The sequence below is a fragment of the Marinomonas shanghaiensis genome (assembly GCF_003259175.1).
Classification (GTDB): Bacteria; Pseudomonadota; Gammaproteobacteria; order Pseudomonadales; family Marinomonadaceae; genus Marinomonas; species Marinomonas shanghaiensis.
Genome location: NZ_QGOK01000011.1, coordinates 81,461 through 106,058, shown reverse-complemented (window position 1 = coordinate 106,058; position 24,598 = coordinate 81,461). Strand labels below are relative to the sequence as shown.

Below are 24,598 nucleotides of genomic sequence, written 5' to 3'. Positions count from 1 at the left end.
GAAAAATATTAATAACTAAAATAGGGACTTTCTATGGGTTTTCAAGTGAACAAGCCGAGCATTGCGGATCTGGCGTTAAACGCATTTCACGCCAGCATCCATCGAAACCATCAAACAACCGCAATACACCGTGCTTAACGACCCCGCAACCGCTTGCTAACTTCACGGCCTCAAGCGCCTGATAAACCCCTAACAAACCAACAACGGGGGCAATAATACCACTTTCATTGCAGCTTAATTGCTGATCCGACAGTGCGGGATACAAACATTCGTAACAAGGCAGGGCTTGTTGATGGTATAGAAAACTCACCAACTGCCCTTCCCAGCGAATCGCAGCAGCACTGACCAATGGTTTTTTAAGCAACAAACAAGCTCGGTTAATGTCTTGTCTGGCGGTGAAATTATCCGTACAGTCCAGCACCACATCCGCTTGTTCTACGGCATGCAATAAAGCATCGCCTGCCAGTTTTTTGGCTATGACTTCAACCTGAACGGCTGAGTTTTTCAACGCGATTTGCTCGGCAGCAGCGGCAACTTTACTCAAGCCTAGCTGATGTTCATCGTAGAGTACTTGGCGAGGTAGATTACTGTTTTCTAGTTGATCACCATCCGCTAACACCAATGTTCCCACTCCTGACGTCGCTAAATAAGTGGCCGCAATATTGCCAAGTCCGCCTAACCCAATGACTAAGACTTTTGCTTGGGCAAGATTGAGTTGCCCCTGTATATCAAAATTGGGCAATAATAACTGTCGACTGTAGCGATCTAACTCTGATTCGTTCATTTTCACCTTACTTTCTTGCTGCTCATCCTGCCCGACTGGTCAATTCTTTGCTAAACTCGCTTAATTACCTTATCAACGAGCACCAATATGAAGTTTCCAGGCAGACGCAAACTTAAACACTACTTTCCCGTTTCTCAACCCAAACCCGTTTTGCCTACCTCGGAAGTTCGGCCCGATAAAGACACTTACATTGTTGGTTTGGACGAAACCATTGTCGATGTGGTCGCTAACGTTTCTGATCAATTCCTAGAAACATTCCATATCCAAAAAGGGTTATCTAATCTTGTCGACGCCGACACAGCTACCGCTATTTTTCGCGAATTAACCGTACAAAATAGCATTTCGGATCATTTTGCTGGCGGCACTATCGGCAACACTATACACAACTATTCCGTGCTAGCCGATGACAAATCTGTGTTGCTTGGCGTTATGTCAGCCAACATCGCTCTGGGCTCACCAGCTTACCATTATATCTGCCATACCAGCAGTAAAGTCGACATGAATCACTTGCAAGGGGTTCCTGGAGACATTGGTCGAGGCATTACCTTGATCACACCTGATGGTGAGCGCACTTTCGCCATCGCTCCTGGTGACATGGATGAACTGGATGCCGATCATATACCAGAACACATTATTGCTGGCGCAGCCGCATTGGTCACCTGCGCGTATCCATTGCGTCACCAAGGCAAGCCCATTAAGCACGCCATGCTGACCGCCCTAAAATACGCACATCAACATCAAGTGCCAACGGCGCTCACATTGGGCACTAAACATCTTGTGGAAGACAATCGTGAAGAACTGCTCGACCTGATCAAAAACTACGTCAACATACTCGCCATGAATGAGTTAGAGGCCGAGGCGTTAACAGGATTCTCTGATCCACTGCAGGCTGCAAGCGCTATTTTAGATCATGTTGATATTGTGCTGCTTACTGCCGGTCCTGATGGTATGTATTTGTGCGGTCACACAGACGATGAATTAAAACGCGAGACGACTAATCCCATCAAGTCAGGCAGTTTGGCCGACTTCAACCGTTGGGAATTCAGCCGCCCTATGCTACGTAAGGCTTGCAAGCAGCCTGTAAAAGTCTTTTCTCACATTGACCCCTACATGGGCGGCCCTGAAAAGATTCGCAATACCAATGGTGCAGGTGATGGTGCGCTTTCGGCTTTACTGCATGACATTTCGGCAAACCACTTCCACAAAGAGGCCATTCCAAACTCCAGTAAACACTTAGCGCCTTTTTTAGCCTATTCATCATTTGCCCAGATCTGCAAATATTCGAATCGCGTGAGTTATGAAATACTCGCTCAAAACGCCTCACGTTTATCGAAAGGGCTACCAGAACGAGAAGACAGCTTAGAAGAAGCTTACTGGGAAAGATAACCAAGGTATCGTTATTGAAGACATAAAAAAACCATGCACTGGCATGGTTTTTTATTCATTCTGTTAAGAAGCAATTCGATTAATTCATCGCCTCAATGCCCAGAGCCGTATTACGCTCAAACATGCGATTGAGTTCCAACAAAATAACCAACTCATCTTCTTTTTGGTAAACGCCTTGAATGAAACGTAAGGCTTCGTCATTTCCGACGCTTGGACTTTGCTCAATTTCACCTTGATACAAATAGAATACTTCTTGTACCGCATCCACCAACAGGCCAACTTGTTCACCATCATGCTCGATAATGATAATGCGCGTGTCATCGGTAATAGTGCACTCAGGCAAACTAAAACGCACCCGTGTATCAACCACAGTCACGACGTTACCACGTAAGTTCACAATACCGAGAACATAAGAAGGCGCACCTGGAACGGGAGCTATTTCGCTATAGCGCAGCACTTCTTTAATCTGCATGACGTTAATACCATAGGTTTCGTCAATCAGCTTAAACGTTAGATACTGCAACAACTCGCCTTTCTTATTTTCAGATAAGGCTTTCCCTTTTTCTTTAATAGGTGCTAATTCAGACATGGCTCACATCCATATTCAATTTGATTAAAGTACTGTAGAACTCGTTACTGCTTTTGTCTAGTGTAAACAAAGAGTAACGAGTCTACGAGCAAAGTTAAGTAACAATTAGTTGTCTTGTTGTATCCCAACTATTGTCCAATTTCCATTTGCATCTGCCATGTTCTTTTCCAAGTGCCAAATTTCAGATGTTTCAGACGTTTCGTCGCCTTCTTTGATCCAGCCTGAGAACTGCAAAGAAATAGACGCAGTTGAACCAATAAACTCACCACGAACCAAATCCACCATCAAAGAGATCACTTCAGTACGAGGCTTGTTGTCACCATGCTTAGCACGCTCTTCAACCAACAAGTTGTAAAGCTCAGGGCTAACATAATCCAGAATTTCATTGAAATTATTGTCATCCCACGCTTTTTGCAAAGTGATGTAGTGATTTTTTGCTTCCGCTACAAAAGCCTGCTCATTGAAACCCGGTGGCAATTGAATCTCTGGTTTAGCACCAAAGCCGCTCATACCCGCCATAGGCGAAGGCTGAACGCTGTCACGAGTTGATTCAGGCATTTCACGGAACATACCATTTGTACCAGCTTGTTGAGCAGCGGCTGCAGCACGACGTTTTGGCGCGATGAAGAACTTGTAAATCAAGAAGCCAATCACGGCAAATAACAGGATATCGCCAAATGAGATACCGTCAAACGCACCACTGCCTAGCAAAGCTGCAAAAATACCGCCCGCTAACAAACCACCCAGCAGACCACCACCTAAACCACCCAAGAAACCAGGTTTTTTAGCGCCAGCCGCCGCAGCCGTAGAATTGGTCGCACTTGCTGGCGCCGCCTTAGGCTTAGACACAGAAAAGCTTTTACCAAAACTCTTACCACCACCTAGCTTCTTGGCATGGACATCGGCACTATAGCCACCCGCCCCAATTGCCAACACAAACGCCAACAGCATGGCATATACAGATGTTTTCACTGATTTTCTCCTATTATTTAAAATTCACTAGACCAACGGCATTTCGTAGATCTGAAATCATTTGCCTTGCTCGCGCTCGCGCTTTTTCTGCACCTGATTGTAGTATTTCCTCAACATGAACAGGATTTGCCATCAATTCTAGATACTTTTCACGCGGCTCACTCAGTTGACCATTGATCAGGGTAAAAAGTTCCTTCTTCGCTTCACCCCATGCAATGCCCTCTGCAAAATTCTGACGCATTTGCGCCGTCTGCTCAGGCGTTGCAAACGCTTTATAAATATCAAACACCGTAGAATCATCAGGATCTTTCGCTTCTCCCGGTTCTAGCAGGTTGGTTTTGATTTTATTAATGCCTTTTTGTAGCTTTTTCTCAGTATCAAATAATGGAATCGTATTGTTGTAACTCTTACTCATCTTGCGGCCATCTAAGCCTTTAAGAATAGAGCCTTCTTCGCCAACAACGGCTTCAGGCAAGACGAAATGCTCACCAAATAAATGGTTGAAACGGCCGGCAATGTCTCGCGCCATTTCGATATGCTGAATTTGATCACGACCCACCGGCACTTTATGCGCGTTAAACGCCAAAATATCGGCTGCCATTAAGACAGGGTAACAGAACAAGCCCATGGTGATACCAAAGTCTGGATCTTGACCATTCGCAAGATTGTCATCCACAGCACCTTTATAAGCATGAGCGCGGTTCATCAGACCTTTTGCAGTGACACAAGTCAGTAGCCAATTCAATTCCGCAATTTCAGGAATATCAGATTGACGGTAGAAAGTTGCTTTATCAGTATCTAAGCCACACGCTAGCCAAGTCGCTGCAATTTCTAAACGAGACTGTTTCACACGTTCTGGATCCTGACACTTGATCAACGCATGATAGTCCGCAAGAAAGAAGTAAGATTCCGTATTTTCTTGACGGCTCGCTTCGATCGCAGGACGAATAGCTCCCACATAGTTACCTAAGTGTGGAGTGCCCGTGGTGGTCACACCGGTTAAAACAATTTCTTTTGCCATTGTTGTACTCTTTCCTACTTTACACAGAGTTGAATTTTCATTGTTTTGAAACTATAAATACCGCTTACCCTATCACAAAAAAACGACCGCAAGAATCACACGTGACGATTATTTAGTTCGATGTTTTTTAAGCCTTTTACATCGTCTTTTGATAATGGAGCCGAATACACCAATATCAATGCCAAAGCTCAGCGATAAGACCAGAGTAACGCTGAATGCGTGTGCTGGCAGCCGCTCGAATCAATCCACTCGCCCCCCACAAACAAAAAGACCGCTTCGCCCGAGTAATACCAGTATAAAGTAGCTCCTTGGTTAACACTGGCGAGGGCGTCATAGGCAATAACAAAGCCACCTGATCAAACTCTGATCCTTGAGATTTATGCACTGTCATTGCAAATACCACTTCAAACTCGCTTAAACGGCTCGGCAATAACCCCGTAAAAGTCCCATCTGGCTGCATAAACCAGACTCGAAGGCGCTGAAACACATCCGGCATGCAAAGACCGATATCCCCGTTAAACAAACCCAGTGCTGCGTCATTACGAGTGAGCATTACCGCTTTGCCGGGATACCAAACATGAGGGTCTTTCACTCTTCCCCGTTGATAGAAATACTGTTCGAGTTGAGCGTTCACTTTCTCGACACCAAATTCGCCTTGGCGAACCGCGGTCAAAATCTGGTAGCGCGAAAACACCTCATACAGTTTAGCGATGTCAAGGTTCTGACGTACTGCGTCCCAATAGTCATCATAGCCTTTTGCCAAGGTCGCAATATCCGCTTTACTCTGTCCCTCTTCCGGTACTCGCCACTCGATGTCGGCGTAATTTGATTGCAAACAACGCAACACAGCTTGACTGTCGCCAGCGTTCATCGCTTTTGCCAAGTGCCCAATGCCGCTATTGGCATCAAAGCGGTAACTGGTGCGCAACAAAGTTAGCGCGCGACTGATTGGCGGAGCCGATGGATTACCAAACGGGGCTAGATTTTCACCAGTAAGGTGAGTAAGACGAGCCGCCCAATCTGGTTGAAAGTAAACCGCTTCAATACCGTAGGATAAATCCCCCAGCACACTGCCCGCTTCTACCGACGCCAACTGATCCTTATCGCCTAACAAAATAAGTCGAGCATGGGGTGGCATGGCATCAATCAACTTGGCCATCATAGGCAAGTCCACCATGGACACTTCATCCACCAGCAACACATCCAGATGCAAAGGATTGTCTTTATTGTGCTTAAAGCGACTCCGCCCAAAATCACTGCCCAGTAAACGATGCAAGGTACTGGCTTGTTCTGGAATGGCGAGTTTAACGTCATCACTCAATGGCAAATCCGCTTTGGCTTTTGAAATAGACTCTGTTAATCGAGCCGCCGCTTTGCCCGTTGGGGCAGCCAGTTCAATACGCAGCACCTTACCTTCCGCCATTGACTGAGCCACCAGCAAAGCTAGCAAGCGAGTCACAGTGGTTGTCTTACCCGTACCTGGGCCGCCACTGATCACCGAAAAAGGTAAGCTCGCCGCATTGGCGACCGCGACTTTTTGCCAATCCACCACATCGGCTTTCTTAGGAAACAGCGTCGCCAATAAACCTGCGTCTACACCAAAAGGCGCAACAGAGAATTGACCTTTGAGATATTTCAGCACCTGCTGCTCATATTGAAAATAGCGATACAAATACAAACGCGTGCCCGCCAACACCATAGGACGTTCAACGACGTTTTCGACCTGAGACACCAAACAGCTCCTTCGCAAAGCGTCACACCAAGCCGACACACTGTTTACGCCACTGCCTTCTAGCACCGCTCGCCATTCGGCGAGATCAATACCTTCCGGTGGCTTTTGCCAAAAGTTCGCCAGATCGATACAAATATGCCCCGCGCCAAGATACGCACTGCACAAAGCGCCAGCGATATGAACCGCGCTATTCTCTCCATCAGACGTGCTTTCTTTTGCGTGTTGCGCCAGCTGTTCAATCCATTGGCAATCAATCGCTCTTAACACGCCTTTGGCTTGCCAAGCAGACAAACTGAACGGCGTTGCGACAGGAGAATTCTCCTCAAGCGTTTTTTCATCAAGAGAGTCGAGCAAACCTAGCTGATTAGAAAAGTCCATATTGCACCGCCTCGTTATTTTCTGGCTGATCGCTTTCACCACTAAACAGCTTGTCTAAAGCGTTAACATGCTTAAGGGTTAAACGGCTTTGAAAAATGCCAGTTTGCTGCTGGGGCTGCATGCCTCGCAGGAATAAATACACAACGCCACCCACCTGTTTTTCATAATCATAATTCGGCAAACGCTGCTTCAACAAACGATGCAAAGCCAAAGTATAAAGCTGATATTGCAAATCGTATCTGTGCTCAGCAATCGCATGAACCAGCTTCTCAGGCTCGTAATCGGCAAAATCGTCACCCAAGTAATTAGACTTATAATCCAACACGTAATAACGACCTTGATATTCGAACAACAAATCGATAAAGCCTTTTAACATGCCTTTTAGCGGACGATCCTGAATCATAGGCGCGACCCGAGACACCGCATCGTGCTCACGGGAAATACGGTCTAACTGCAAGGCATTCATGCCAGTCACCGGAATAAAAAACTCCATCTCCTTACGACAAGCCGAGGGCGTCAAACTCCCCAAACTCATTCCCGTCATTAGCTCAGTGTTCACTATGTCTGGCAGCCATTCGCTCAATACATCCTGCCATTCATCGAAACCTTGTCTTTTATAAAAATCGGCCATTAACTTATGGTGACTGGTTTTTAATAAGTCCTTAAAGCTAGGATTGCTCGACACGTCATGCAGCGCTTTGCCTTCCAAAGTGTCATGCAAAAAAGTGCCCGGTTTTGCGCCTTTGGGAAAAGTGAAACGACTCTTTTTTGGCTCAAGCGAAAGCTCAGACACCTCTATTTCATCTAATAGAGGATCAACTAAACGCGTCATTTCATCCAAGCCCGGCATACTTTCATCATGGTGTTCTTTGTCTTCCACCACCAGCGAGGAATAACTTCCCACCCACCAATCTCGCTCCACTCGTCCGGTAAAATCTCGGACATGAGGCTCGATCAAGTCAGCTTGTGCCATTTTGAAACGCGGTAGTTGCGGCGGGTCATCGGGCAACGCCAATAGCTGCATTTGCCCAGCTTGATAACGTCCACAGAGGCGCTCAATACTAGGATATAAATCTCCGGCTTCTAGCGGCTCGCCTTCGCCAATCAAAGCACCCACACCGCTAAGATGCACCTCTGATACAGCACCACGAGACTTATTGGCGCCTTTGCCAACGTCCATGGTGCCAATAAAACACGCTTCTTTGGAGCGGGTTAACGCCACATAAGCCAAACGAATTTCCGCCGCGTACAACTCTTCTTTATGCTGTTCGGTTTGTACTTCATCAGGATCAATAGCGATCCACAATTGCTGTTGTGCATCGTGATACAAAGCCGAACTGTCTTGGTCTCGATAGGGTGTAAAAGCAAAAGGCAAATAGACGATTGGGTATTCCAAGCCCTTACTTTTGTGAATGGTGACAATTCGAACCAATTCTGCATCGGTTTCAAGGCGAATCTTTTGCTCGTCACTGTTGCCATTCGGGTTTTGTATCGCCAACCTGAGGTAACGCAAAACCCCTTCTTTAGAGTCCAATTCAAGAGACTTCTGCTGTAACTTTTCGGTTAAATGCAAGAAATCGGTTAGACGCCGTTCGCCACCAATATGGCTCAACATATTGGCTGCCAAAGCGACATCCTGCATAAATTCACGCAGCATGGGCAACAGACCTTGCTTATCCCAAAGCGCCAGATAATCGCGGAAGGCTTGCGCCCATTTTTCATAGACCACATCGTCGTGATTGAGCGTATCCAAGTCTTCTAATGACCAATCGACCAAGCTGGTCGCCAAGGCTGAGCGCAGCTTGCTTTCTTGTCCATTGGATAAGATCGCCGTCAGCACGATCAACAATTCTCGCGCTTCGACGGTTTCAAACACAGAGCCTTTGTCACTGAGATACACACTGGCGATGCCACGCTGACGCAGGGCATCTTTCAAGGCATTGGCTTGGCTAAAATTGGTTACCAACAAGGCAACGTCTTTTGGTCGTACGCCTTTGCCATCAATGAGTGCCGCTCCTTGCTGCCCCTCCAGTAACAACGCATGAAGGTGCGCTGCACAGGATTCCGCCATCGTTTGACGATACTCTTTGGCAGAAACGGGCTCCTCACTGCGCTGATACAAGAATTGCAACGCGGCTTGCGTATGACCGTGGCGAGAAAAACCACTGGCAACGCCACGATCTTGCACTTCAACAAAAGGAATCCCGGTAACGCGAAAGGGTTCTGCTTGCGTGGTAAAAAGTCCATTCACCGACTGAATCATCGCCGCCGAAGAACGATAATTGGTCGTCAAAGAATACACACTATCGACGCGTCTCTTAGCCGCCAAATAGGTGTAAATATCCGCGCCACGAAAAGCGTAAATGGCTTGTTTAGGATCGCCAATCATGATCAAACCAAGTGAATTTTGATCCACCGTCGCTGGCGCATAAATGGTGGAAAAAATCCGATATTGCACCGCATCCGTGTCTTGGAATTCATCGATCAGAGCAATGGGATAAAGATGACGAATCCGTTCCGCCAACTTGCCCGCTTCGTCTTGCGTCAGCGCCACATCAAGAGAGGTTAGCAAATCGGTAAAAGTGAGCGATTGAGTACTGCGCTTCCAGCGTTTCATGCGTTCTTGAGTTTGTTGCCAAAGCTGAGTCAACAAGACCGCTTTTAATCGCCCCGCATCAGGGAAGCTTTCACGCAAGGTTTGCACCAAACCAAAAAATGCGTGCACAGGCAAATCGCCGCCTTTGCTCAGTCGACTGGCATGCTCTTGGGTATCAAATTTTTCAAGGCTCTTGTCTAACTCAAAACGCGTTGAATTCGCCCACTGCGTGATGGCCTCGATGTCTTTCGACGGATCTTTGCGCCAAAAAGTACGCTTAATGCCGCTACGCTCAAGGGCATCAATAATATCTTGCGATTGATCCAGCCACATGGCGCGCACCGCCACCATGGTTTCTTGCGCCTGATGTAAGGCATTTTCCCAATCGTAATCAGGCACAACGATTTTAGCGTCGGGCTGATTGTTCAGTAAATATAAGTCTTTCAGCAGAGCCTCTGGATTCGACCAAAGCGGCTGAATCAAGGCGGCTTTGGTGTCGTCCATCGGATAAAACACACTGCGCCACACGTCTTTCACCGCCATGGACAAGGGCGCGAGTTCGTCGGTCTCAATGGTTTGCTGGAACAACATGCGACTTTCAAAAGCGTTCTGGCTCAACATACGCTGACAAAAACCATGAATGGTAAACACCGCGGCTTCGTCCATTTGCTTTTCCGCATACAGCAGCTTTTCAATGGCGCCAGCGCGTTGCTCGGCTGACATTTTTGCCAGCCACTCCGCCAGAAAGGCATCGCGGCTTTCGCCTTGCAATAAGGCTTTTCGCGCCGCTCGTATGCGTCCACGAATACGGGCTTTTAGCTCGGCGGTGGCGGCTTCGGTAAAGGTCACCACCAAGATTTGGTCAACTGTCAGAGGTTTATCTAAATCACCGCTATTTCCAGATAAAGACGGTCCCGTTGGCACCAACAAGCGCAAATACAAGTTGGCAATGGTGTAGGTTTTTCCTGTGCCCGCGCTGGCTTCGATTAAACGTTTACCAAACAAGGGAAAAGTTAACGCGTTTAGTGGTTCGGGAATCATGTTCAGGGCTTCTGCATTCGCAGAAACAGACTCAGAAGAAAGACTCATTCCATTCCCTCCAAATGACGATGCATGGGCAACCAAATTTGCTCACACAAGGCGACAAATTGTTCCTTTTGGCGATTTAAGTCGGGGAAATAACGCTGCCAATAAGCATCATCTACCTCGCTACGCGTGAAAGCACTGCTGTTATCTTGATAGAGTTTCAATGCTTGCTCCCAAGCCACATCGGCGTCTTCTGCCGCTTTATTGGAACAATAACTTTTACACCATGCATCTGCGCTTTTGGCCGGCAAAGCAATTGGCTGACACAAGCCTTGCTGCAATAACGCCAACATAGTGTTGAGATAGTCTTGAGCATCCTTCGGCGGGATAACGATAAAACTGTGTTGCAACAGTTTGCCCGTTTTCGACAAATTAATAAGATGATGCTGCTTTGGCGTACCCTGGGCACACAAGGCCAAATGCTCAATCCACGCCTGCATTTTTTGATGGGCAGATAAGTCACCAATGCGATAAGACAAACGCATTGTGGCTGTTGGTAAATCCAACCACGCTTGCAGCACAATACTACCAAGGGTTAAATTCACCTCAATTGGCTCACACTCTTCCAATGCATAACCTTGCAACACAGACAACAACTGCCGGCATTGATTTCGGCTTTGCTGCAAAGACAACCGACCGAGCGCACCATAGGGCAAAGCCCCCATCAAGGACAAACGCTCAACGAACTGATCTTCATCGCCTTTTAGCATGGCCTGCAACAAACCTTCGCGCAGCTGATAACCCGCCAAGCCATCCAGTGCGAACGGCTCGTCTTCTTGTTCTTCCTCTTCTTGCATACTCAAATAGGCTTTTAATCGGCGCTGAGTAAAGTAACGTGTCGGATGCCCAATAAAACGCGACAACTCATCAAGCGCCAGCTCCAATCTTGGCTGCTCTAAACCATCCAGTGGTGAAAACTCGAAATGCGTATCGTCCACAGGAACGCTAAGCAAGGCCGGCAACCATTGTTCATCATAACTGTATAAGCGATTATCAAATGCCTGAGAATCGGTTACTAAAGACGGCTTAGACGAATAATATGCCGCATTAAATGGCTGCAAAGGATGTTCAAGAATCAGCTTTTCTAACAAGGCTTTCTGTGCGTCGTCTGGCGCTAATGCTTGATCGCCTTCAAACACACAACTTTGCGCAATGTATTCCAGCAACTCACTCACTAAAATCGACGGATTCTTCTCACTATTGTCCTGAATACTGCGACCAACGTAACTGATATAGAAACAATCTCGGGCCGACATAAGCGCTTCAAGGAACAAGTATTTATCGTCTTCCCGTCGGCTTCGGTCGCCGCTGCGATATTGCCCAACCATTAGGTCAAAGCCCATCGGCGCCACGCTGCGCGGATAATCCCCTTCGTTTAACCCTAATACACAGATGACTTTAAAAGGCACCGAACGCATGGGCATCAAGGTACAAAAATTCACTCGTCCTGCTAAGAAGCGCTGACCACCTTGGGATTCTTGCAACAAAGGCGACAGCAACTGGCGAATCACTTGCTGGTCCAATGGCGCATCAAAATGGGCTTGCTGCCATTGCAAGGTCAGCACGTCGAGCTGCTTGCTTAACAAGACCTGAAAGGCATCGTCTTCATCCACCAAGAAAAAGCGATCCGCCAAATAATACAAAGTAGAAATCCACTCTTTAGGAGCAAGCGATTCCATCAGCTTGGCTTGAGCATCATTGATGGCCACCAAGAACTCAGCCAATTTACCCGCCACAGACGCTTCCAAACCTTCCACGTCACCATAGCTTAAGGTGCCTTGCCAAATATAGTCGTGCCCCATGGCGTAACCCAACAACATTCGACGCACGCCATTCAGCCAAGTGTGCGATTCCTGTATCGGCAGATCATGCTGCTGAGCGGTTTTGCCATCCAATCCCCAACGAATACCGACTTCTGTCGACCATTGGCGAATTCGCTCTAACTCGTCGGCGGTCAATTCAAAGCGCGCCAACACAGCTGGAACTTCTAACACGCTGATCAATTCAGACAAGGTGAAACGACTTTCGCCTAAGCCGAGCAAATACAAATAGGCATCCACAATGGGGTTTTCCATGCCACCAGATTGGTCGATCAAAGCAAAGGGAATGTGTTTTCTACCCTGCATTTGCCCGCTCTTTTTCTGTCCACCAAAAACGGCCTTAACAAATGGGCTATAAGTATTGACGTCGGGCAACATGACGATGATATCTTTTGGCGTTAGTGTTGGATCACTTTCGAACATCTGCAACAGCTGATCATGCAAAACCTCCACTTCCCGCAATGGACTGTGACAGCGATGCACACGAATACTTTGATCATGGGTTGAGATCGTATGGCGATAATCTGCGCATACGATGGTAGCGTCTCTTTCTTGTTTCGCTCCATGGTTTTCTAGGGTCAATACATCTTGCTGAACCCATTGCAGCAAACCGCTCGACTGCTCGCTCAGATAGTCTTCAAAAACTTCTAATTCGTTGTCGGCCATTTCTTGCAGCTGAGCAATGTAGTCTCGACCCAAACGCCCCCAACTGGCCAGCAAAGGATTGGCATCCAAATGTAAGGTATCAGTACTCAGCCCAGGCTTGAGGGTTTGGCGTTTTATTGCTCGACCTAAATAATGTTTATCAACCACATCGCCCCAGTAAAAACGACAAGGGTTCTGCAAAAACAAGTGCACATCGATCCAACCCGAAGCGGCCAGTACACGCAACGACTCAAGCGTATTCGGCGGTAAAGAAGACACACCAAAAATAAAGATTCGTTCTGGAACACCAGCCGGTCGTGCAGAGGATTGAGTTTTGTCATGCAAGGCTTCAATCAGATTGCCACGATGATAAAGCGAGTTTCCTTGCTGACTGATATCAGCCACCAGATCTCGCCACAAAATCGCTTGCCATGGTTGCTGTTCAAAAATAGCTTTCAGCGTGGGATCTTGTGTCTCGCCACCTTCCCAAGATTTGATCCAATCCGGTCGATAAACCAGATATTGATCGTAAATATCAGCAATGCTGCTGCATAACTGAAAGCGCCGGATTTGCGTATCATCTTCTTCAAGATACCAACTGAGCGCTTGAAATGCTGGTTCACCAAGACGAGAGTCCAGCAAGCGCATCAAGCGCCACACCAAAAAAGGTTTGTTAAACTCACTTTGCGCCGGAATATCGTCCAACGTGTGTGCAAAAGTTTGCCAAACAAAGGTAGAAGGCAGAGGAAACACCAAACCCGCCGCAATAGAGTGAGATTCAGCCAAAAACATCTTCAGCCACTGCGCCATACCGGGGTTTTGCACCAAGATAGCTTCGTCATCAAACGGATTTTCTGGCGGAGAAATCGCCAAAATCTTCGCAAGCAACACGGCCAAATCCTCTAGACGGTTACTTGTGTAAAGTTGAAACATGCACGAATCCTAGACCCTAGAAAGGAACTTAATAAAAATACTGATAAGCCTAACCTTGGATGCCGCAAAAAAGAAGGACTGAATAGGAGAAATAATAAGTGAAACTGGTGGAGCTAAGCGGGATCGAACCGCTGACCTCTTGCATGCCATGCAAGCGCTCTCCCAGCTGAGCTATAGCCCCACAAAACGCGTAGCGTAAGTGGACAGAATGTCCTGGGTGATGTTTTTATTGATCACTTATTTAGCAATAAGTGGTGGAGCTAAGCGGGATCGAACCGCTGACCTCTTGCATGCCATGCAAGCGCTCTCCCAGCTGAGCTATAGCCCCTAAAAACTGGCGAGGATTTTATGGGCGCTTTTCAATGCTGTCAACCTTTTTACAAGCCCACCTGTGGATATTTTTACCTCAACCACACAAAATCGAACACTTTATACGTTGTGATAGCCAAGCTGTTTATGTTTTTATAAGTGCTTGTTCTAACAGTGTGAGAACACTCGTTTTAAAACCCAACATTAATAATAAGAGAAGCGCAATGATCGAATTCCCAACGGTCTTAGATGATTTAATGATGGCTCAACAACCGATACTCAAAAAAACAAAAGAAATTTTTGGGTATGAGCTTTTGTTTCGTGGAAAGGACTCCCTAAGCGCCAACATCTCTGACGGTGAAGCGGCAACCAGCCAAGTATTGGTCAACCTATGCATTGGCATCACCAAACTGGAATCTCAGCTCAGAAAACCTTTTTTTATTAATATGACAACCGAACTTATGTTGTCTGACGCTTTTTTTCCTATCGATCCAGACACCGTTTACATTGAAATCCTTGAGAGCCAAAAACTGACCCCTGAATTTTTTACTGCCTTAAAAAATTGGCGAGCTGCAGGCTATCGATTCGCGCTAGACGACTATCAGTTCGACACTAATTACCAAGCATTACTGCCTTGGGTCTCTATCGTAAAAATAGACGTACTTCTCACGCCGCCAGCTCAGTTCGCTACTCAAATTGCAGAACTAAAGTCTCGGGGGCTTATCTTGCTTGCAGAAAAAGTAGAGGATGCTGCCATGTTTGAGCTTTGCAAGCAGTTGGGATTCGATTTGTTTCAAGGTTATTTTTTACAACGCCCTGAACTCATCAAAGGCAAAAGAATCGATTCAGCCACACACGGTGCAATCGAGTTAGTTAACGCCTTGCAGAACAAAGACATCAGCATTGAAGCATTGACCGACCTAGTCGCTAAAAATCCCAAACTGTCATATCAATTGCTGCGGATTCTTAACAGCCCGGTTTGCGGCGTATCTAAAACCGTGACGTCTATCAAAGAAGCCATTATCTTTTTAGGCTTAGTACAGTTAAAAAAATGGGCTCTACTTATCACCATTACGTCCTCAACAAAACAGCCGCAATCCTTGCTTAAAGTCTTATTAACTCGTGGACGTTGCTGTCAGTTATTAGCAGAGAGCAAAAAGTCACCCCTTGCGGACTCTGCCTTTATGGTTGGCATGATGTCAGGCATTGATGCCGTCTTCAACTTAGAAAAGTCCGTCGTGCTTGAACAAATTGCTTTGGATAAAAGTTTACTGGCGGCCATTCTCAAACAATCAGGGGAGCTAGGCTCCTATTTAAAACAAACGTTGAGCTGTGAAGATCAAGACTGGAACAAAATCCAATCAATGACACCGGCCGAAAGAACAACACTCAACAGAGCCTTTTTAGACGCCATGCTATGGGCTGATGACGTCGTCCGATCAATAAATTAATTAAATACAAAATAAATGTATTTTTTTACGTTAAATGATTGACACCCCAATAAAAAACCATAGAATACTCTTCACCTTTTTCAAGGCCAGTGTGGTGGAATTGGTAGACACGACGGATTCAAAATCCGTTGCCTTCGGGTGTGGCGGTTCGAGTCCGCCTACTGGTACCAACATGAAAAAAGCGCTTACTTCGGTAAGCGCTTTTTTTTGCTTGTAACTTTTCAGCTGGTCACTTTGAGCCAGCAACATAACTTTCAGCCATTAGAATCGCTCACCCCAACCCCGTGCTTACTAAAAAGTCTTTTTTAATAAGCACGATAAGTCGAGCACTGGAATGACGATCAATGATCGTCAAAACCATGCAGTACGTAATCAGGCAAATCCTCTTCTTTGGGAATAGGGGTAGATCGCCCCGTATCGTCTATCGCCACAAACTTAAACATCCCTTCTGTCACTTTTTCGCGTCGCCCAATACGACCACGACGAACCCAAGCTTCCACAAGAATATTCATAGAGGTACGACCAACCGACTCAACGCGAGTATACACACCCAAAATATCGCCCACTTTGACCGGCCGAATAAAACTCATCCCATCAAGCGCCACCGTCACAACACGTGACTGCGCCCTCTGCCCAGCGCAAATCCCTGCCGCGATATCCATTTGCGATACCACCCAACCACCAAAGATATCACCCGCAGGATTCGTATCTCCAGGCATAGCCACGGTTCTTGTCGTAAGACGACCCTTTGCCTTTTCTTCAGACTCTGACATAACACTCTCTCAATCAATTTACCATGCTCACTAAGAGCAAGTGTATCCGTTTATATGGACCAAGAGTAACAACAAAATACCGTCTCGAGCATTTAAAAAAACATCACCAGAGCGCCAGATAGCGAACTTATTTAACCGACTCCGTTTCATAATATATGGCTGTTCCTTTAGCTTCTGTTGTCGGGAAGGAAAAACTCGAACCAATCGACGTTCCTAAACCACCGCCGCTGCCTGCACTAATACCAACACCAGTCCCCAAACGTCTAAATGACAACTGTGTCACTTCATCTAAAATAACACCATTCGCACCAATTTTGGCAGCCTGCTCTCTCAGCTCAAGCGTCGCCTTCTCTTTTCGAGAGTCCTCTGTAAAACCATTGTCGCTTGACGCATAAACAGTCCCAACCACCTCGTAGGCAAACGCAGGTGCTTGCTCAAACACCGTTACCTGATCCACTTCAAGCTCTGGCATCTGCTGCCCTGTCACCACATGGGAACCAGAAGCACAACCAAACAACAATACAGGCAACACTAAAACCGATAAGTATTTAATAGCATTCATCACCACACCTCTCTTTTGAAGCTTAAATCATAACAGTGTTGCACAAAGACAACGAAAGCAGATCGATAAAAGTGTGGATTTTCCTAAAAAATCGATACAAACATAGGAGAAAACGGCAAGCTAGCAAAACAATCATCATCTATGATTAGATAGATGAACGTTTTTATACGCTTAAAATACGTTAAGAGGTGCATATGAGCGAACTACTAGAAACAAATATTTCATGCCCTTACTGCGGCGAAAGCATCGACGTCGTGATAGAAGTGCTAGATGAAAGCCAAGAATACATAGAAGACCGCCAAGTCTGTTGCCGCCCTATCGTCTTCAACATAGACACCGCCTTCGATGGATCAACCTCGGTTTCCGTGCATTCAGAAAATGAGACGTATTGAGAAGAAACACCAACTGGCGCTGGATCGCAAGCGAAGTCATGTCATGGGCACTCGCCCAAAGCATCACCACCAAACACTAAACTAAATTACAGACACAAAAAAACCGCCAACGGGCGGTTTTTTTATTGATATTAGATTGACGGTCTAACATCGTGTGCGCAATGCACCATCTAACTGATGTTGGCGTATGGAAGGCCAGATAAACATATGACCAAGCGGCCTCAGGATAATGGGGGCCATATGCTAGAAGTAGCTGTCCTTGTGATTAGCTTAATCGTTAACATTGTAAAACTGTTAACGCTTATCTTCCGCAAGTAAAAGAACAAACCGCCCTACCTCAGGTAGGGCGGTTTTTATCTTATTACACTGTTATTCTTATGGTCTTATCGTTTACAAGCGAATCGTATATGATAGAACGTCCATCGACTAATAACCCAATCATTTTCCAGTATCTATCCTTTCTATCTTTCAAAATTCGATCAAGAATTTCTTTTAAGGTCACATCTAAATTTCCTTTTTGATAAAATGAACTAACGATTAACGCATAATCTTCTTTAGAAATTTTTTCTGATTTTAACTTCCCAGAAATAAAATACTTTATTGAAACTCTATCTTCGTGACGGTTATTAAAAGCACCATGCACTAGTTGATTTCTCATATCAGTAAGAAATATCTGCTCTTCTCTTGTTAATTTTTCAAACAGCTCAGTCGATAACTTACACAAATTCATAATATTCTTAGTATTTTCAGCCAGTTTAGTCCAACCATTAGATTCAGCTTCTTTAATATATTTTGGCAAATCCCATGCATCAGCCATCGCTGTATCAAATAGAGAACAAAACCATATTACACCAATTTTGTTTCGCAGCTCAGGCTCACCCTTAAAGTCGTCATTAACCAGATAAACACCCCAATTTCTGATACACATGTAGTTACCATTAACAACTTCATATATCTTGTTTATCAGCTTCTGCTTATCACCCATAACAATCCTTTCCTTCACATTGGTTATATTCGACTTTGAGTTCAAACTAAATAAACTGGCTCCACTGCCGCTCTGTCAAAATAATAAGTGGATGGCCGTATAATAAATAGGGTCAGAGTCTGAGGCCCCCCACGAATTTTATATAAATAACAATTAGTTAACGCAAGAAGGGAACGTTCATGACCCTTGGTGATCAATAATTTCGCCAAAAACAACCAAACACGAGAGCCATGAACGCGACGACTATTCTGAACAAAACCCTTCCATTTGTCAGCCCAAATATGCACAAAGTTCGACGCAATGCTGTAGCGGCCTGCGTTCAAAGTCTTGCACAAGGTAATCTCAGTACGGTGACTAGTATTGGAAGAGGTATTCAATCCAAAGCCTTTGAAAAACACTGCATCAAACGTGCTGATCGAGTGCTTTCTAACGCTCATTTACAACAAGAATCACTCTCTATTTATGCTCATATGTGTCACCTTTTTGCGAGCAAAGGTCGACCCATTATCAGTGTCGATTGGTCGGATCTTGATGCGCGAAAACAACACTTTCTCATCAGGGCGGTAGTGGCCTTTCAAGGTCGGCCATTTACTCTATACGAAGAAGTGCATGACATTAAAACCAAGGAGAAACCGAAAACACACAAGTACTTTCTTGCCACGCTAAAATTACTTCTTCCAAAAGAGACCAAACCAATCATTGTCACGGATGCTGGTTTTAAACTGCCTTGGATAGAGTTAGTAAAAAGCTTAGGTTGGGATTATGTCGGACGTGTCCGTCGACCACGTAAGTTTTTTGATGAAAAAAGCGAATCGTGGCGTTGTATCTCACATTTATTTCCTACAGCCAGTAGCACGCCAAAGTCACTTTCGTTGAATCTAGATCAATCAACGCCTCACTTTTGTCATCTAGCGCTCTACAAAAGAAAGCCAAAAGGTCGGCACTCTTTAAACCAAGATGGATCAACGAAAGCATCAAAGACATCGTTAACCGCGGCTCGTGGCGCAAAAGAGCCATGGTTGTTGATTTCATCATTGTCAAAGAACAGCTCGTTTGCCAAGAAAAGCGTGAAGGTTTATCAGACACGAATGCAAATAGAAGAAAGTTTTAGAGACATGAAAAGCACAAAATTCGGCTTAGGTTTCGAGCATAACTACACTAAAATTTTAGCCAGAATGAAGCTGCTGGTTTTACTGACAACGCTGACCGCTATGGTGCTTATCTTGTTAGGAAAAGTGGTTGAACAGGCTGGATTAGCGTATCGTTTTCAATCTTCTAGCACTCGCAAACGCAGAGTACTCTCGCACTTTTTTCTTGGTAAAAAAGCACTATCAACGAACCTCAAAATCCCCCTCAAACAATGGCGAGAAGGAGTTCGGCAATTCGCCGAACAGCTGTTTAAGGGTGAAGGTTTTATGGTTTAAATTCGCGGGGATACCTCAGAGTCAGAGTGAAATTAAAATCTTCACCCTACTCCTTACACCTGAATCAAAAAAATTTGTGGCAATTTAATTTTTTAACCATTGATAATAGGCTAAATAAACCTAACCCACTCTTGTTCCGTTAGGATGATAAGCGGATGTTCGCCATCCCTTAGTTCTATCGCCTTTTGTATCTTGCGGCCAAAGCTAGTGTGCTTCAAATCCGACGATACTTGCGAGCCGATAACAACATAATAAATCGATTTGCTCGGGTCTTTACGAGGCGTAGCGCCCAGCTTGATAGCAATCACTTCTACTTCTTTGCGGGTACCTGTGTTGAATACACCAGTAAAATAAATGACCGCACCCTCGTGGTTCATGGATTCGATGCTGCCTACGATGTGGTCCATAGGGTGTGCATCGGCGGCGCCCGTTTCTAGGAAGCGATACCAGCTTGCATGTAGCTTAATATTGTCGTAGATAGATAATCAGAGGGATATGCTAAATAGTTGTTAGCCATAACTTCCCTTTCGCTATCGCTGTAAGCATTTATGCACATTTGTATTGATAAAGACCAATAGCACAGTTACTGACTAATCCTTTACAGTAAATCGTTTTAGCCTTTTACGCTAGTCGAACCAAACGGCAGGCACAAAAAACCGCCTAGTGGGCGGTTCTTTTAGAAAATTTTTCTTTAATTTGCCAAAGTTTGGCGTGACATAAAAGAAGCATTACGTTTCAGACTGGCTTTCAGCGATTCTTTCTCTGATTGACTCAATGTCTGGCGCTTTTTTAAGATGTCCTGCTTCACCTTGAGTGAGTTTGTCCAAACCAAACCCAACGAAGGATTTCCACCATTCATCCAATCTCTCCCCGTGCTTATCTAGTAAAGCACTGTACATTTTCATACTGACATTAATACTAGTTTGTTCTTGGAAGCAGGTCAAGACAACAGCACCTATCACTATACCGCCATTATTTTCTATAAACCCCCTTAGCGAAGCAATAGTACCTCCCATAGTAAGCGTATCATCAACAATTAAATATTTTTTATTCGGTACTACATCCCCATAAAACTCGGGAAAATTTACTAAGCGATAAAAAGCCGTTTTATTCGTTCTAAACGCTCTACTAGACTGGATGATATCAACACAAAGCTCTACCCCAATCCTTGATGAGATAGTATGAGCCAAGGCCAACGGAATTTGATTAACCCCTCCTTCTTCTACTGCATAAACTGGCACCACCTCAAAATCCCTCGATCCTCCCATCCATTCTAAAAATCTTTCAAAAGCCACACTGCTTATTACATCATCCACCAATGGAATAGCTGCACTGACATCTAAACCATTTTTTGATGCTTCATAATTTGGATGGTTTGATGCAGATTTAAGCGTAGCGAAAGAAAATACAGGAGGAAAATCATTCCAAGGAGTCCTAGTTTCAATAAAAGGCTGCTTATAGTCACTAATGGATACTACTTTCTTAGTCATCCAAGCAGTCCTGAACTATCGCTTATATTTGGTACGCAATATTCACAGCACAAAACTCTTAGGCTGATTTTCTCTAAGTTAGGCAAAATCAGATGAGAAGAACGGCACGAAGCCTTTGAAAAAGCACTTTCTTTTGTTAGACGCTCTTCATTTACAGCCCATGCCATGACATCCCGCTTAGTGGAGAAACCAGCTTTGCTTTTTCTTTTTCCGTTAACCCGAGCTTGCGCCCGTAATCCACTTCCATGTTTGTAAGCTGTTACCAATGTGAAACTCCAATTCGTATTGTTAAGGTGTGTGAAGAATTTCAGAAAAGATAGCATATAAGCGGAAAAGCGCACAATTTGGAGTAACGCGATTAAGATATCGAAAGAAAGACATTAAGAAGACTTGGACGAGCTAAGAACTTTCAGAAGTGATTTTACGCTCTGATAAATTTCAGGCATAAAAAAAGGCACCATAAATGGTGCCCGGGACCGGAATCGAACCGGTACGATATTTCTATCGCAAGATTTTAAGTCTTGTGTGTCTACCTATTTCACCACCCGGGCATATCTGATTTGGAGGCCGAAGTCGGAATCGAACCGGCGTACACGGAGTTGCAGTCCGCTGCATGACCACTCTGCCATCCGGCCTCATATCAGATACATCTTTTGATTGGAGCGGGAAACGAGGCTCGAACTCGCGACCCCAACCTTGGCAAGGTTGTGCTCTACCACTGAGCTATTCCCGCGTCTCAAAAGACGGTGCCTATTCTATGTATTTGAGCTTTCACGTCAAGGAAAAAATCCAAATAAATAACTAACTTAGGCACTTTTTTTTAAATCTGTTTAATTTTTGTGCGACTCTTTGGACATTAGCTCAGGCCAAGCCGCTTTTAAATATATATACATAGACCAAAGGGTTAATAACGCCGCCGCAATCAAGACAGCCTCGCCCACATGAGCCTCTTGCGTGTCTGGTCGGCTGCCTAATAAAATGAAAATCGCCAACATTTGCATGGTAGTTTTCAACTTACCAATATACGACACGGCAACACTTGCACGCTTACCCATTTCCGCCATCCATTCACGCAGCGCCGAGATCACAATCTCGCGACCAACAATAACAGCGCTGGCTAACGTTAGGAGCGGATTGGAGTAGCTAGCCACTAGCAGGACTAAAGCAATCGACACCATGAGCTTATCGGCGACCGGATCGAAAAACGCACCAAATGCGGTAGATTGATCCAGCTTTCTTGCTAAAAAGCCATCTAGCCAATCTGTGATCGCTGCCAGTGCAAAAATAATCGCACAGGTGTAGTAGCGACCTTCCCACGGCAAATAGTAAATCACCACAAGAATCGGAATCATAAAGATCCGCACGGACGTTAAAATATTCGGTATGTTCATTTTATTCCTAATTATTACGCTAGATGCACCAACACCTAGCAAACCCTAGCTTTTATGGAGGTGGAGATACACTTCTTCTGCTTTTTTGGCACTAATCCCTTTCACCTTGGCAATATCATCCTGACTAGCCGATAGTAATTCTTGATAGCCACCAAACGCCGTCAGCAGCTCTTTACGGCGATTCGGCCCAATACCAGGAATGTCTTCCAATACCGAGTGTCGACGTTTCTTATCGCGTCTACGGCGATGGCTCTTTACCGCAAACCGATGCGCCTCATCACGTATGTGCTGAATCAGATGCAATGCCGCAGAATCAGGCGGCAACACCACCTCATCCTCTTTGGAACCAATGTACAAGGTTTCAAGGCCAGGTTTGCGGGTATCACCTTTGGCAACGCCTAACAAAAATATATTCACCAGCCCCAATTCTTTCAGCACACTTTCCGCTTGTGTCAGTTGTCCTTTACCACCATCAATAAGCAAAACATCTGGTGCTTCTAATTCACCACTTTTCACGCGCTTATAACGACGAGTCAACGCTTGTTTCATAGCACCGTAATCATCACCAGGCTCAACACCTTCAACGTTAAAGGAACGATAACGCTTTTTGTCGGGACCATCCGGTCCGAACACGACGCAAGAGGCGACCGTTGCCTCACCACTAGAATGACTAATATCAAAGCACTCCATGTGTTTTGGCGGTTCGGAAAACCCCAATAACTTTTGCAACGCGGTAATGCGGCTAAAATGATTGCGCTTATCTGACAAACGAGCTTGTAGGCCTTGCTCTGCATTGAGCTTTGCCAAATCCAACCAGCGGGCACGCTGCCCTCTAACACTGCTAACCACTTCGATTTTTTTCTGCGTGGTTTCAAATATTCCTTCCACCAAGGCATCAACATCGTCTAGTTCGTGGCTAATGATAAGCGTCTTCGGTAACTCTTGAATACCACCTAGGTAAAATTGAGCGATAAAAGACGATAATAATTCACCTTCCGTGATTTCGATCGGCATTTTTGGGTAATGACTTTTACTGCCCACCACCTTGCCTTTGCGCACCATCATTACATGAACACACAAACCACCGGGTTGAATAATCGTAGCAATAACATCAGCTTCGCCCGTTTGCCCATAGACATGCTGCTGCTCTTGAATATGCTTGAGCTGAATGATTTGGTCGCGTAATTCCGCCGCACGCTCAAACTCCATGTCGGCGGCTGCAGCACTCATTTGTGTGGTAATTTCTGCCGTAAGCTCTTGATCCTTACCCTGCAAAAACATGCGTGCGTGACGAACATCTAGTTCATACTCTTCATCGCTAATTAAGTTCACACAAGGCCCAGAGCAACGCTTAATTTGATATTGCAAGCAAGGCCTAGAGCGATTGGAGTAAGTACTGTCCTCGCATTGACGCACCTTGAAGACCTTCTGCATGGTAATCAAACTTTCCTTTACCGCGCTACCACTTGGAAACGGGCCAAACAAAGTGCCTTTATCGGCTTTATCACCGCGACGGAATAGTAAAGCGGGATGGTGGTGGTTAGACAACAAAATATAAGGATAAGACTTGTCGTCTCGTAACAGGATATTATACGGTGGGCGATGCTGTTTGATCAGCGTCTGCTCAAGCAATAGCGCTTCGGTTTCGCTCTTTGTCACCGCAATTTCAATGCTGTGGATACGACTCACCAGTGCCATGGTCTTGGTCGTTAACCCTGTGACACGAAAATAACTCGCCACACGGTTTTTTAGATTTTTCGCTTTCCCAACATACAGCAATTCACCGTGCACATCGTACATGCGATAAACGCCTGGCCGAGTGGTTAAATGGCTAACAAAATGTTTAGGGTCAAATTCTGAATGGCTCAAACATACCTCG

At 45.4% G+C, this 24,598-nt stretch carries 18 protein-coding genes and 6 tRNA genes; 5 read left to right on the top strand and 19 right to left on the bottom strand.

Going from position 1 to position 24,598, the window contains the following annotated elements:
- Positions 1-31: 31 nt before the first annotated feature.
- Positions 32-784, bottom strand: coding sequence for a HesA/MoeB/ThiF family protein (locus DKT73_RS10190; RefSeq protein WP_111638445.1), 753 nt, complete (start codon positions 782-784; stop codon positions 32-34).
- An 87-nt stretch (positions 785-871) separates the two neighbouring features.
- On the opposite strand from DKT73_RS10190, the gene DKT73_RS10185 reads away from it, so the two are divergent.
- On the top strand, positions 872-2,170 hold the full coding sequence (locus DKT73_RS10185; protein ID WP_111638444.1) for an inosine/guanosine kinase: 1,299 nt from the start codon (positions 872-874) through the stop codon (positions 2,168-2,170).
- 79 nt (positions 2,171-2,249) lie between these two features.
- Here DKT73_RS10185 and DKT73_RS10180 read toward each other — a convergent pair whose 3' ends face one another.
- From DKT73_RS10180 to DKT73_RS10145, 8 genes are all read right to left on the bottom strand, one after another.
- Entirely contained in the window at positions 2,250-2,759 is a 510-nt protein-coding gene (locus DKT73_RS10180; RefSeq protein WP_232827838.1) for a chemotaxis protein CheW, read from the bottom strand.
- Positions 2,760-2,864: 105 nt separating this feature from the next.
- Positions 2,865-3,731, bottom strand: coding sequence for a Tim44 domain-containing protein (locus tag DKT73_RS10175; protein WP_111638443.1), 867 nt, complete (start codon positions 3,729-3,731; stop codon positions 2,865-2,867).
- 13 nt (positions 3,732-3,744) lie between these two features.
- A complete protein-coding gene (locus tag DKT73_RS10170) occupies positions 3,745-4,752 on the bottom strand; it encodes a tryptophan--tRNA ligase (RefSeq protein ID WP_111638442.1) in 1,008 nt (335 codons plus the stop codon).
- 175 nt (positions 4,753-4,927) lie between these two features.
- Positions 4,928-6,862 carry an exodeoxyribonuclease V subunit alpha gene (recD, locus tag DKT73_RS10165; RefSeq protein WP_111638441.1) on the bottom strand — a complete coding sequence of 645 codons (1,935 nt, stop codon included), beginning with the start codon at positions 6,860-6,862 and terminating at the stop codon, positions 4,928-4,930.
- The gene (gene recB / locus DKT73_RS10160) at positions 6,849-10,547 is read right to left on the bottom strand and encodes an exodeoxyribonuclease V subunit beta (RefSeq protein ID WP_111638440.1); all 3,699 of its coding nucleotides are present in this window, start codon (positions 10,545-10,547) and stop codon (positions 6,849-6,851) included. The genes recD and recB overlap by 14 nt, the downstream gene beginning before the upstream one ends.
- Entirely contained in the window at positions 10,544-13,942 is a 3,399-nt protein-coding gene (gene recC / locus DKT73_RS10155) for an exodeoxyribonuclease V subunit gamma (RefSeq protein WP_111638439.1), read from the bottom strand. The genes recB and recC overlap by 4 nt, the downstream gene beginning before the upstream one ends.
- Positions 13,943-14,047: 105 nt before the next feature.
- Positions 14,048-14,123, bottom strand: a tRNA-Ala gene (locus DKT73_RS10150).
- 71 nt (positions 14,124-14,194) lie between these two features.
- Positions 14,195-14,270 (bottom strand) — tRNA-Ala (locus tag DKT73_RS10145).
- 205 nt (positions 14,271-14,475) lie between these two features.
- On the opposite strand from DKT73_RS10145, the gene DKT73_RS10140 reads away from it, so the two are divergent.
- Both DKT73_RS10140 and DKT73_RS10135 read left to right on the top strand, forming a co-directional pair.
- Complete coding sequence (locus tag DKT73_RS10140) at positions 14,476-15,702, top strand: EAL and HDOD domain-containing protein (protein WP_111638438.1); 1,227 nt, start codon at positions 14,476-14,478, stop codon at positions 15,700-15,702.
- An 85-nt stretch (positions 15,703-15,787) separates the two neighbouring features.
- Positions 15,788-15,872 (top strand) — tRNA-Leu (locus DKT73_RS10135).
- A 171-nt stretch (positions 15,873-16,043) separates the two neighbouring features.
- Here DKT73_RS10135 and DKT73_RS10130 read toward each other — a convergent pair.
- Positions 16,044-16,475, bottom strand: a complete 432-nt coding sequence (locus DKT73_RS10130) for an acyl-CoA thioesterase (RefSeq protein ID WP_111638437.1) — start codon at positions 16,473-16,475, stop codon at positions 16,044-16,046.
- 127 nt (positions 16,476-16,602) lie between these two features.
- Positions 16,603-17,037 (bottom strand): hypothetical protein, encoded by a 435-nt coding sequence (locus tag DKT73_RS10125; protein ID WP_111638436.1) that lies wholly within the window; start codon positions 17,035-17,037, stop codon positions 16,603-16,605.
- 194 nt (positions 17,038-17,231) lie between these two features.
- Between DKT73_RS10125 and DKT73_RS10120 the strand changes: the two genes are divergently transcribed.
- Positions 17,232-17,429 carry a CPXCG motif-containing cysteine-rich protein gene (locus DKT73_RS10120; protein WP_111638435.1) on the top strand — a complete coding sequence of 66 codons (198 nt, stop codon included), beginning with the start codon at positions 17,232-17,234 and terminating at the stop codon, positions 17,427-17,429.
- Between the two features lie 361 nt (positions 17,430-17,790).
- Here DKT73_RS10120 and DKT73_RS10115 read toward each other — a convergent pair whose 3' ends face one another.
- Complete coding sequence (locus DKT73_RS10115; RefSeq protein ID WP_111638434.1) at positions 17,791-18,414, bottom strand: hypothetical protein; 624 nt, start codon at positions 18,412-18,414, stop codon at positions 17,791-17,793.
- A 230-nt stretch (positions 18,415-18,644) separates the two neighbouring features.
- Here DKT73_RS10115 and DKT73_RS10110 point away from each other — a divergent pair, with 230 nt between their 5' ends.
- Positions 18,645-19,838, top strand: a complete 1,194-nt coding sequence (locus DKT73_RS10110; RefSeq protein ID WP_111638433.1) for an IS4 family transposase — start codon at positions 18,645-18,647, stop codon at positions 19,836-19,838.
- 110 nt (positions 19,839-19,948) lie between these two features.
- Here DKT73_RS10110 and DKT73_RS10105 read toward each other — a convergent pair whose 3' ends face one another.
- The 7 genes from DKT73_RS10105 to uvrC form a co-directional block, all read right to left on the bottom strand.
- Positions 19,949-20,245, bottom strand: coding sequence for a BRCT domain-containing protein (locus tag DKT73_RS10105; RefSeq protein ID WP_111638432.1), 297 nt, complete (start codon positions 20,243-20,245; stop codon positions 19,949-19,951).
- Between the two features lie 321 nt (positions 20,246-20,566).
- Positions 20,567-21,328 (bottom strand): phosphoribosyltransferase, encoded by a 762-nt coding sequence (locus DKT73_RS10100; protein ID WP_111638431.1) that lies wholly within the window; start codon positions 21,326-21,328, stop codon positions 20,567-20,569.
- A gap of 464 nt (positions 21,329-21,792) precedes the next feature.
- Positions 21,793-21,879: transfer RNA gene (locus DKT73_RS10095), tRNA-Leu, on the bottom strand.
- A 10-nt stretch (positions 21,880-21,889) separates the two neighbouring features.
- A tRNA-Cys gene (locus DKT73_RS10090) sits at positions 21,890-21,963 on the bottom strand.
- 23 nt (positions 21,964-21,986) lie between these two features.
- Positions 21,987-22,061: transfer RNA gene (locus DKT73_RS10085), tRNA-Gly, on the bottom strand.
- Positions 22,062-22,158: 97 nt separating this feature from the next.
- Positions 22,159-22,719, bottom strand: coding sequence for a CDP-diacylglycerol--glycerol-3-phosphate 3-phosphatidyltransferase (pgsA, locus tag DKT73_RS10080; RefSeq protein ID WP_111638430.1), 561 nt, complete (start codon positions 22,717-22,719; stop codon positions 22,159-22,161).
- A 45-nt stretch (positions 22,720-22,764) separates the two neighbouring features.
- A complete protein-coding gene (uvrC, locus tag DKT73_RS10075; RefSeq protein WP_111638429.1) occupies positions 22,765-24,588 on the bottom strand; it encodes an excinuclease ABC subunit UvrC in 1,824 nt (607 codons plus the stop codon).
- Positions 24,589-24,598 lie beyond the last annotated feature (10 nt).

Coding starts and splice junctions, on each gene's coding strand:
- DKT73_RS10190 (WP_111638445.1), bottom strand. CDS start 784: ATGAACGAATCAGAGTTAGATCGCTACAGTCGACAGTTATTATTGCCC.
- DKT73_RS10185 (WP_111638444.1), top strand. CDS start 872: ATGAAGTTTCCAGGCAGACGCAAACTTAAACACTACTTTCCCGTTTCT.
- DKT73_RS10180 (WP_232827838.1), bottom strand. CDS start 2,759: ATGTCTGAATTAGCACCTATTAAAGAAAAAGGGAAAGCCTTATCTGAA.
- DKT73_RS10170 (WP_111638442.1), bottom strand. CDS start 4,752: ATGGCAAAAGAAATTGTTTTAACCGGTGTGACCACCACGGGCACTCCA.
- recD (WP_111638441.1), bottom strand. CDS start 6,862: ATGGACTTTTCTAATCAGCTAGGTTTGCTCGACTCTCTTGATGAAAAA.
- recB (WP_111638440.1), bottom strand. CDS start 10,547: ATGAGTCTTTCTTCTGAGTCTGTTTCTGCGAATGCAGAAGCCCTGAAC.
- recC (WP_111638439.1), bottom strand. CDS start 13,942: ATGTTTCAACTTTACACAAGTAACCGTCTAGAGGATTTGGCCGTGTTG.
- DKT73_RS10140 (WP_111638438.1), top strand. CDS start 14,476: ATGATCGAATTCCCAACGGTCTTAGATGATTTAATGATGGCTCAACAA.
- DKT73_RS10130 (WP_111638437.1), bottom strand. CDS start 16,475: ATGTCAGAGTCTGAAGAAAAGGCAAAGGGTCGTCTTACGACAAGAACC.
- DKT73_RS10125 (WP_111638436.1), bottom strand. CDS start 17,037: ATGAATGCTATTAAATACTTATCGGTTTTAGTGTTGCCTGTATTGTTG.
- DKT73_RS10120 (WP_111638435.1), top strand. CDS start 17,232: ATGAGCGAACTACTAGAAACAAATATTTCATGCCCTTACTGCGGCGAA.
- DKT73_RS10115 (WP_111638434.1), bottom strand. CDS start 18,414: ATGGGTGATAAGCAGAAGCTGATAAACAAGATATATGAAGTTGTTAAT.
- DKT73_RS10110 (WP_111638433.1), top strand. CDS start 18,645: ATGAACGCGACGACTATTCTGAACAAAACCCTTCCATTTGTCAGCCCA.
- DKT73_RS10105 (WP_111638432.1), bottom strand. CDS start 20,245: ATGGACCACATCGTAGGCAGCATCGAATCCATGAACCACGAGGGTGCG.
- DKT73_RS10100 (WP_111638431.1), bottom strand. CDS start 21,328: ATGACTAAGAAAGTAGTATCCATTAGTGACTATAAGCAGCCTTTTATT.
- pgsA (WP_111638430.1), bottom strand. CDS start 22,719: ATGAACATACCGAATATTTTAACGTCCGTGCGGATCTTTATGATTCCG.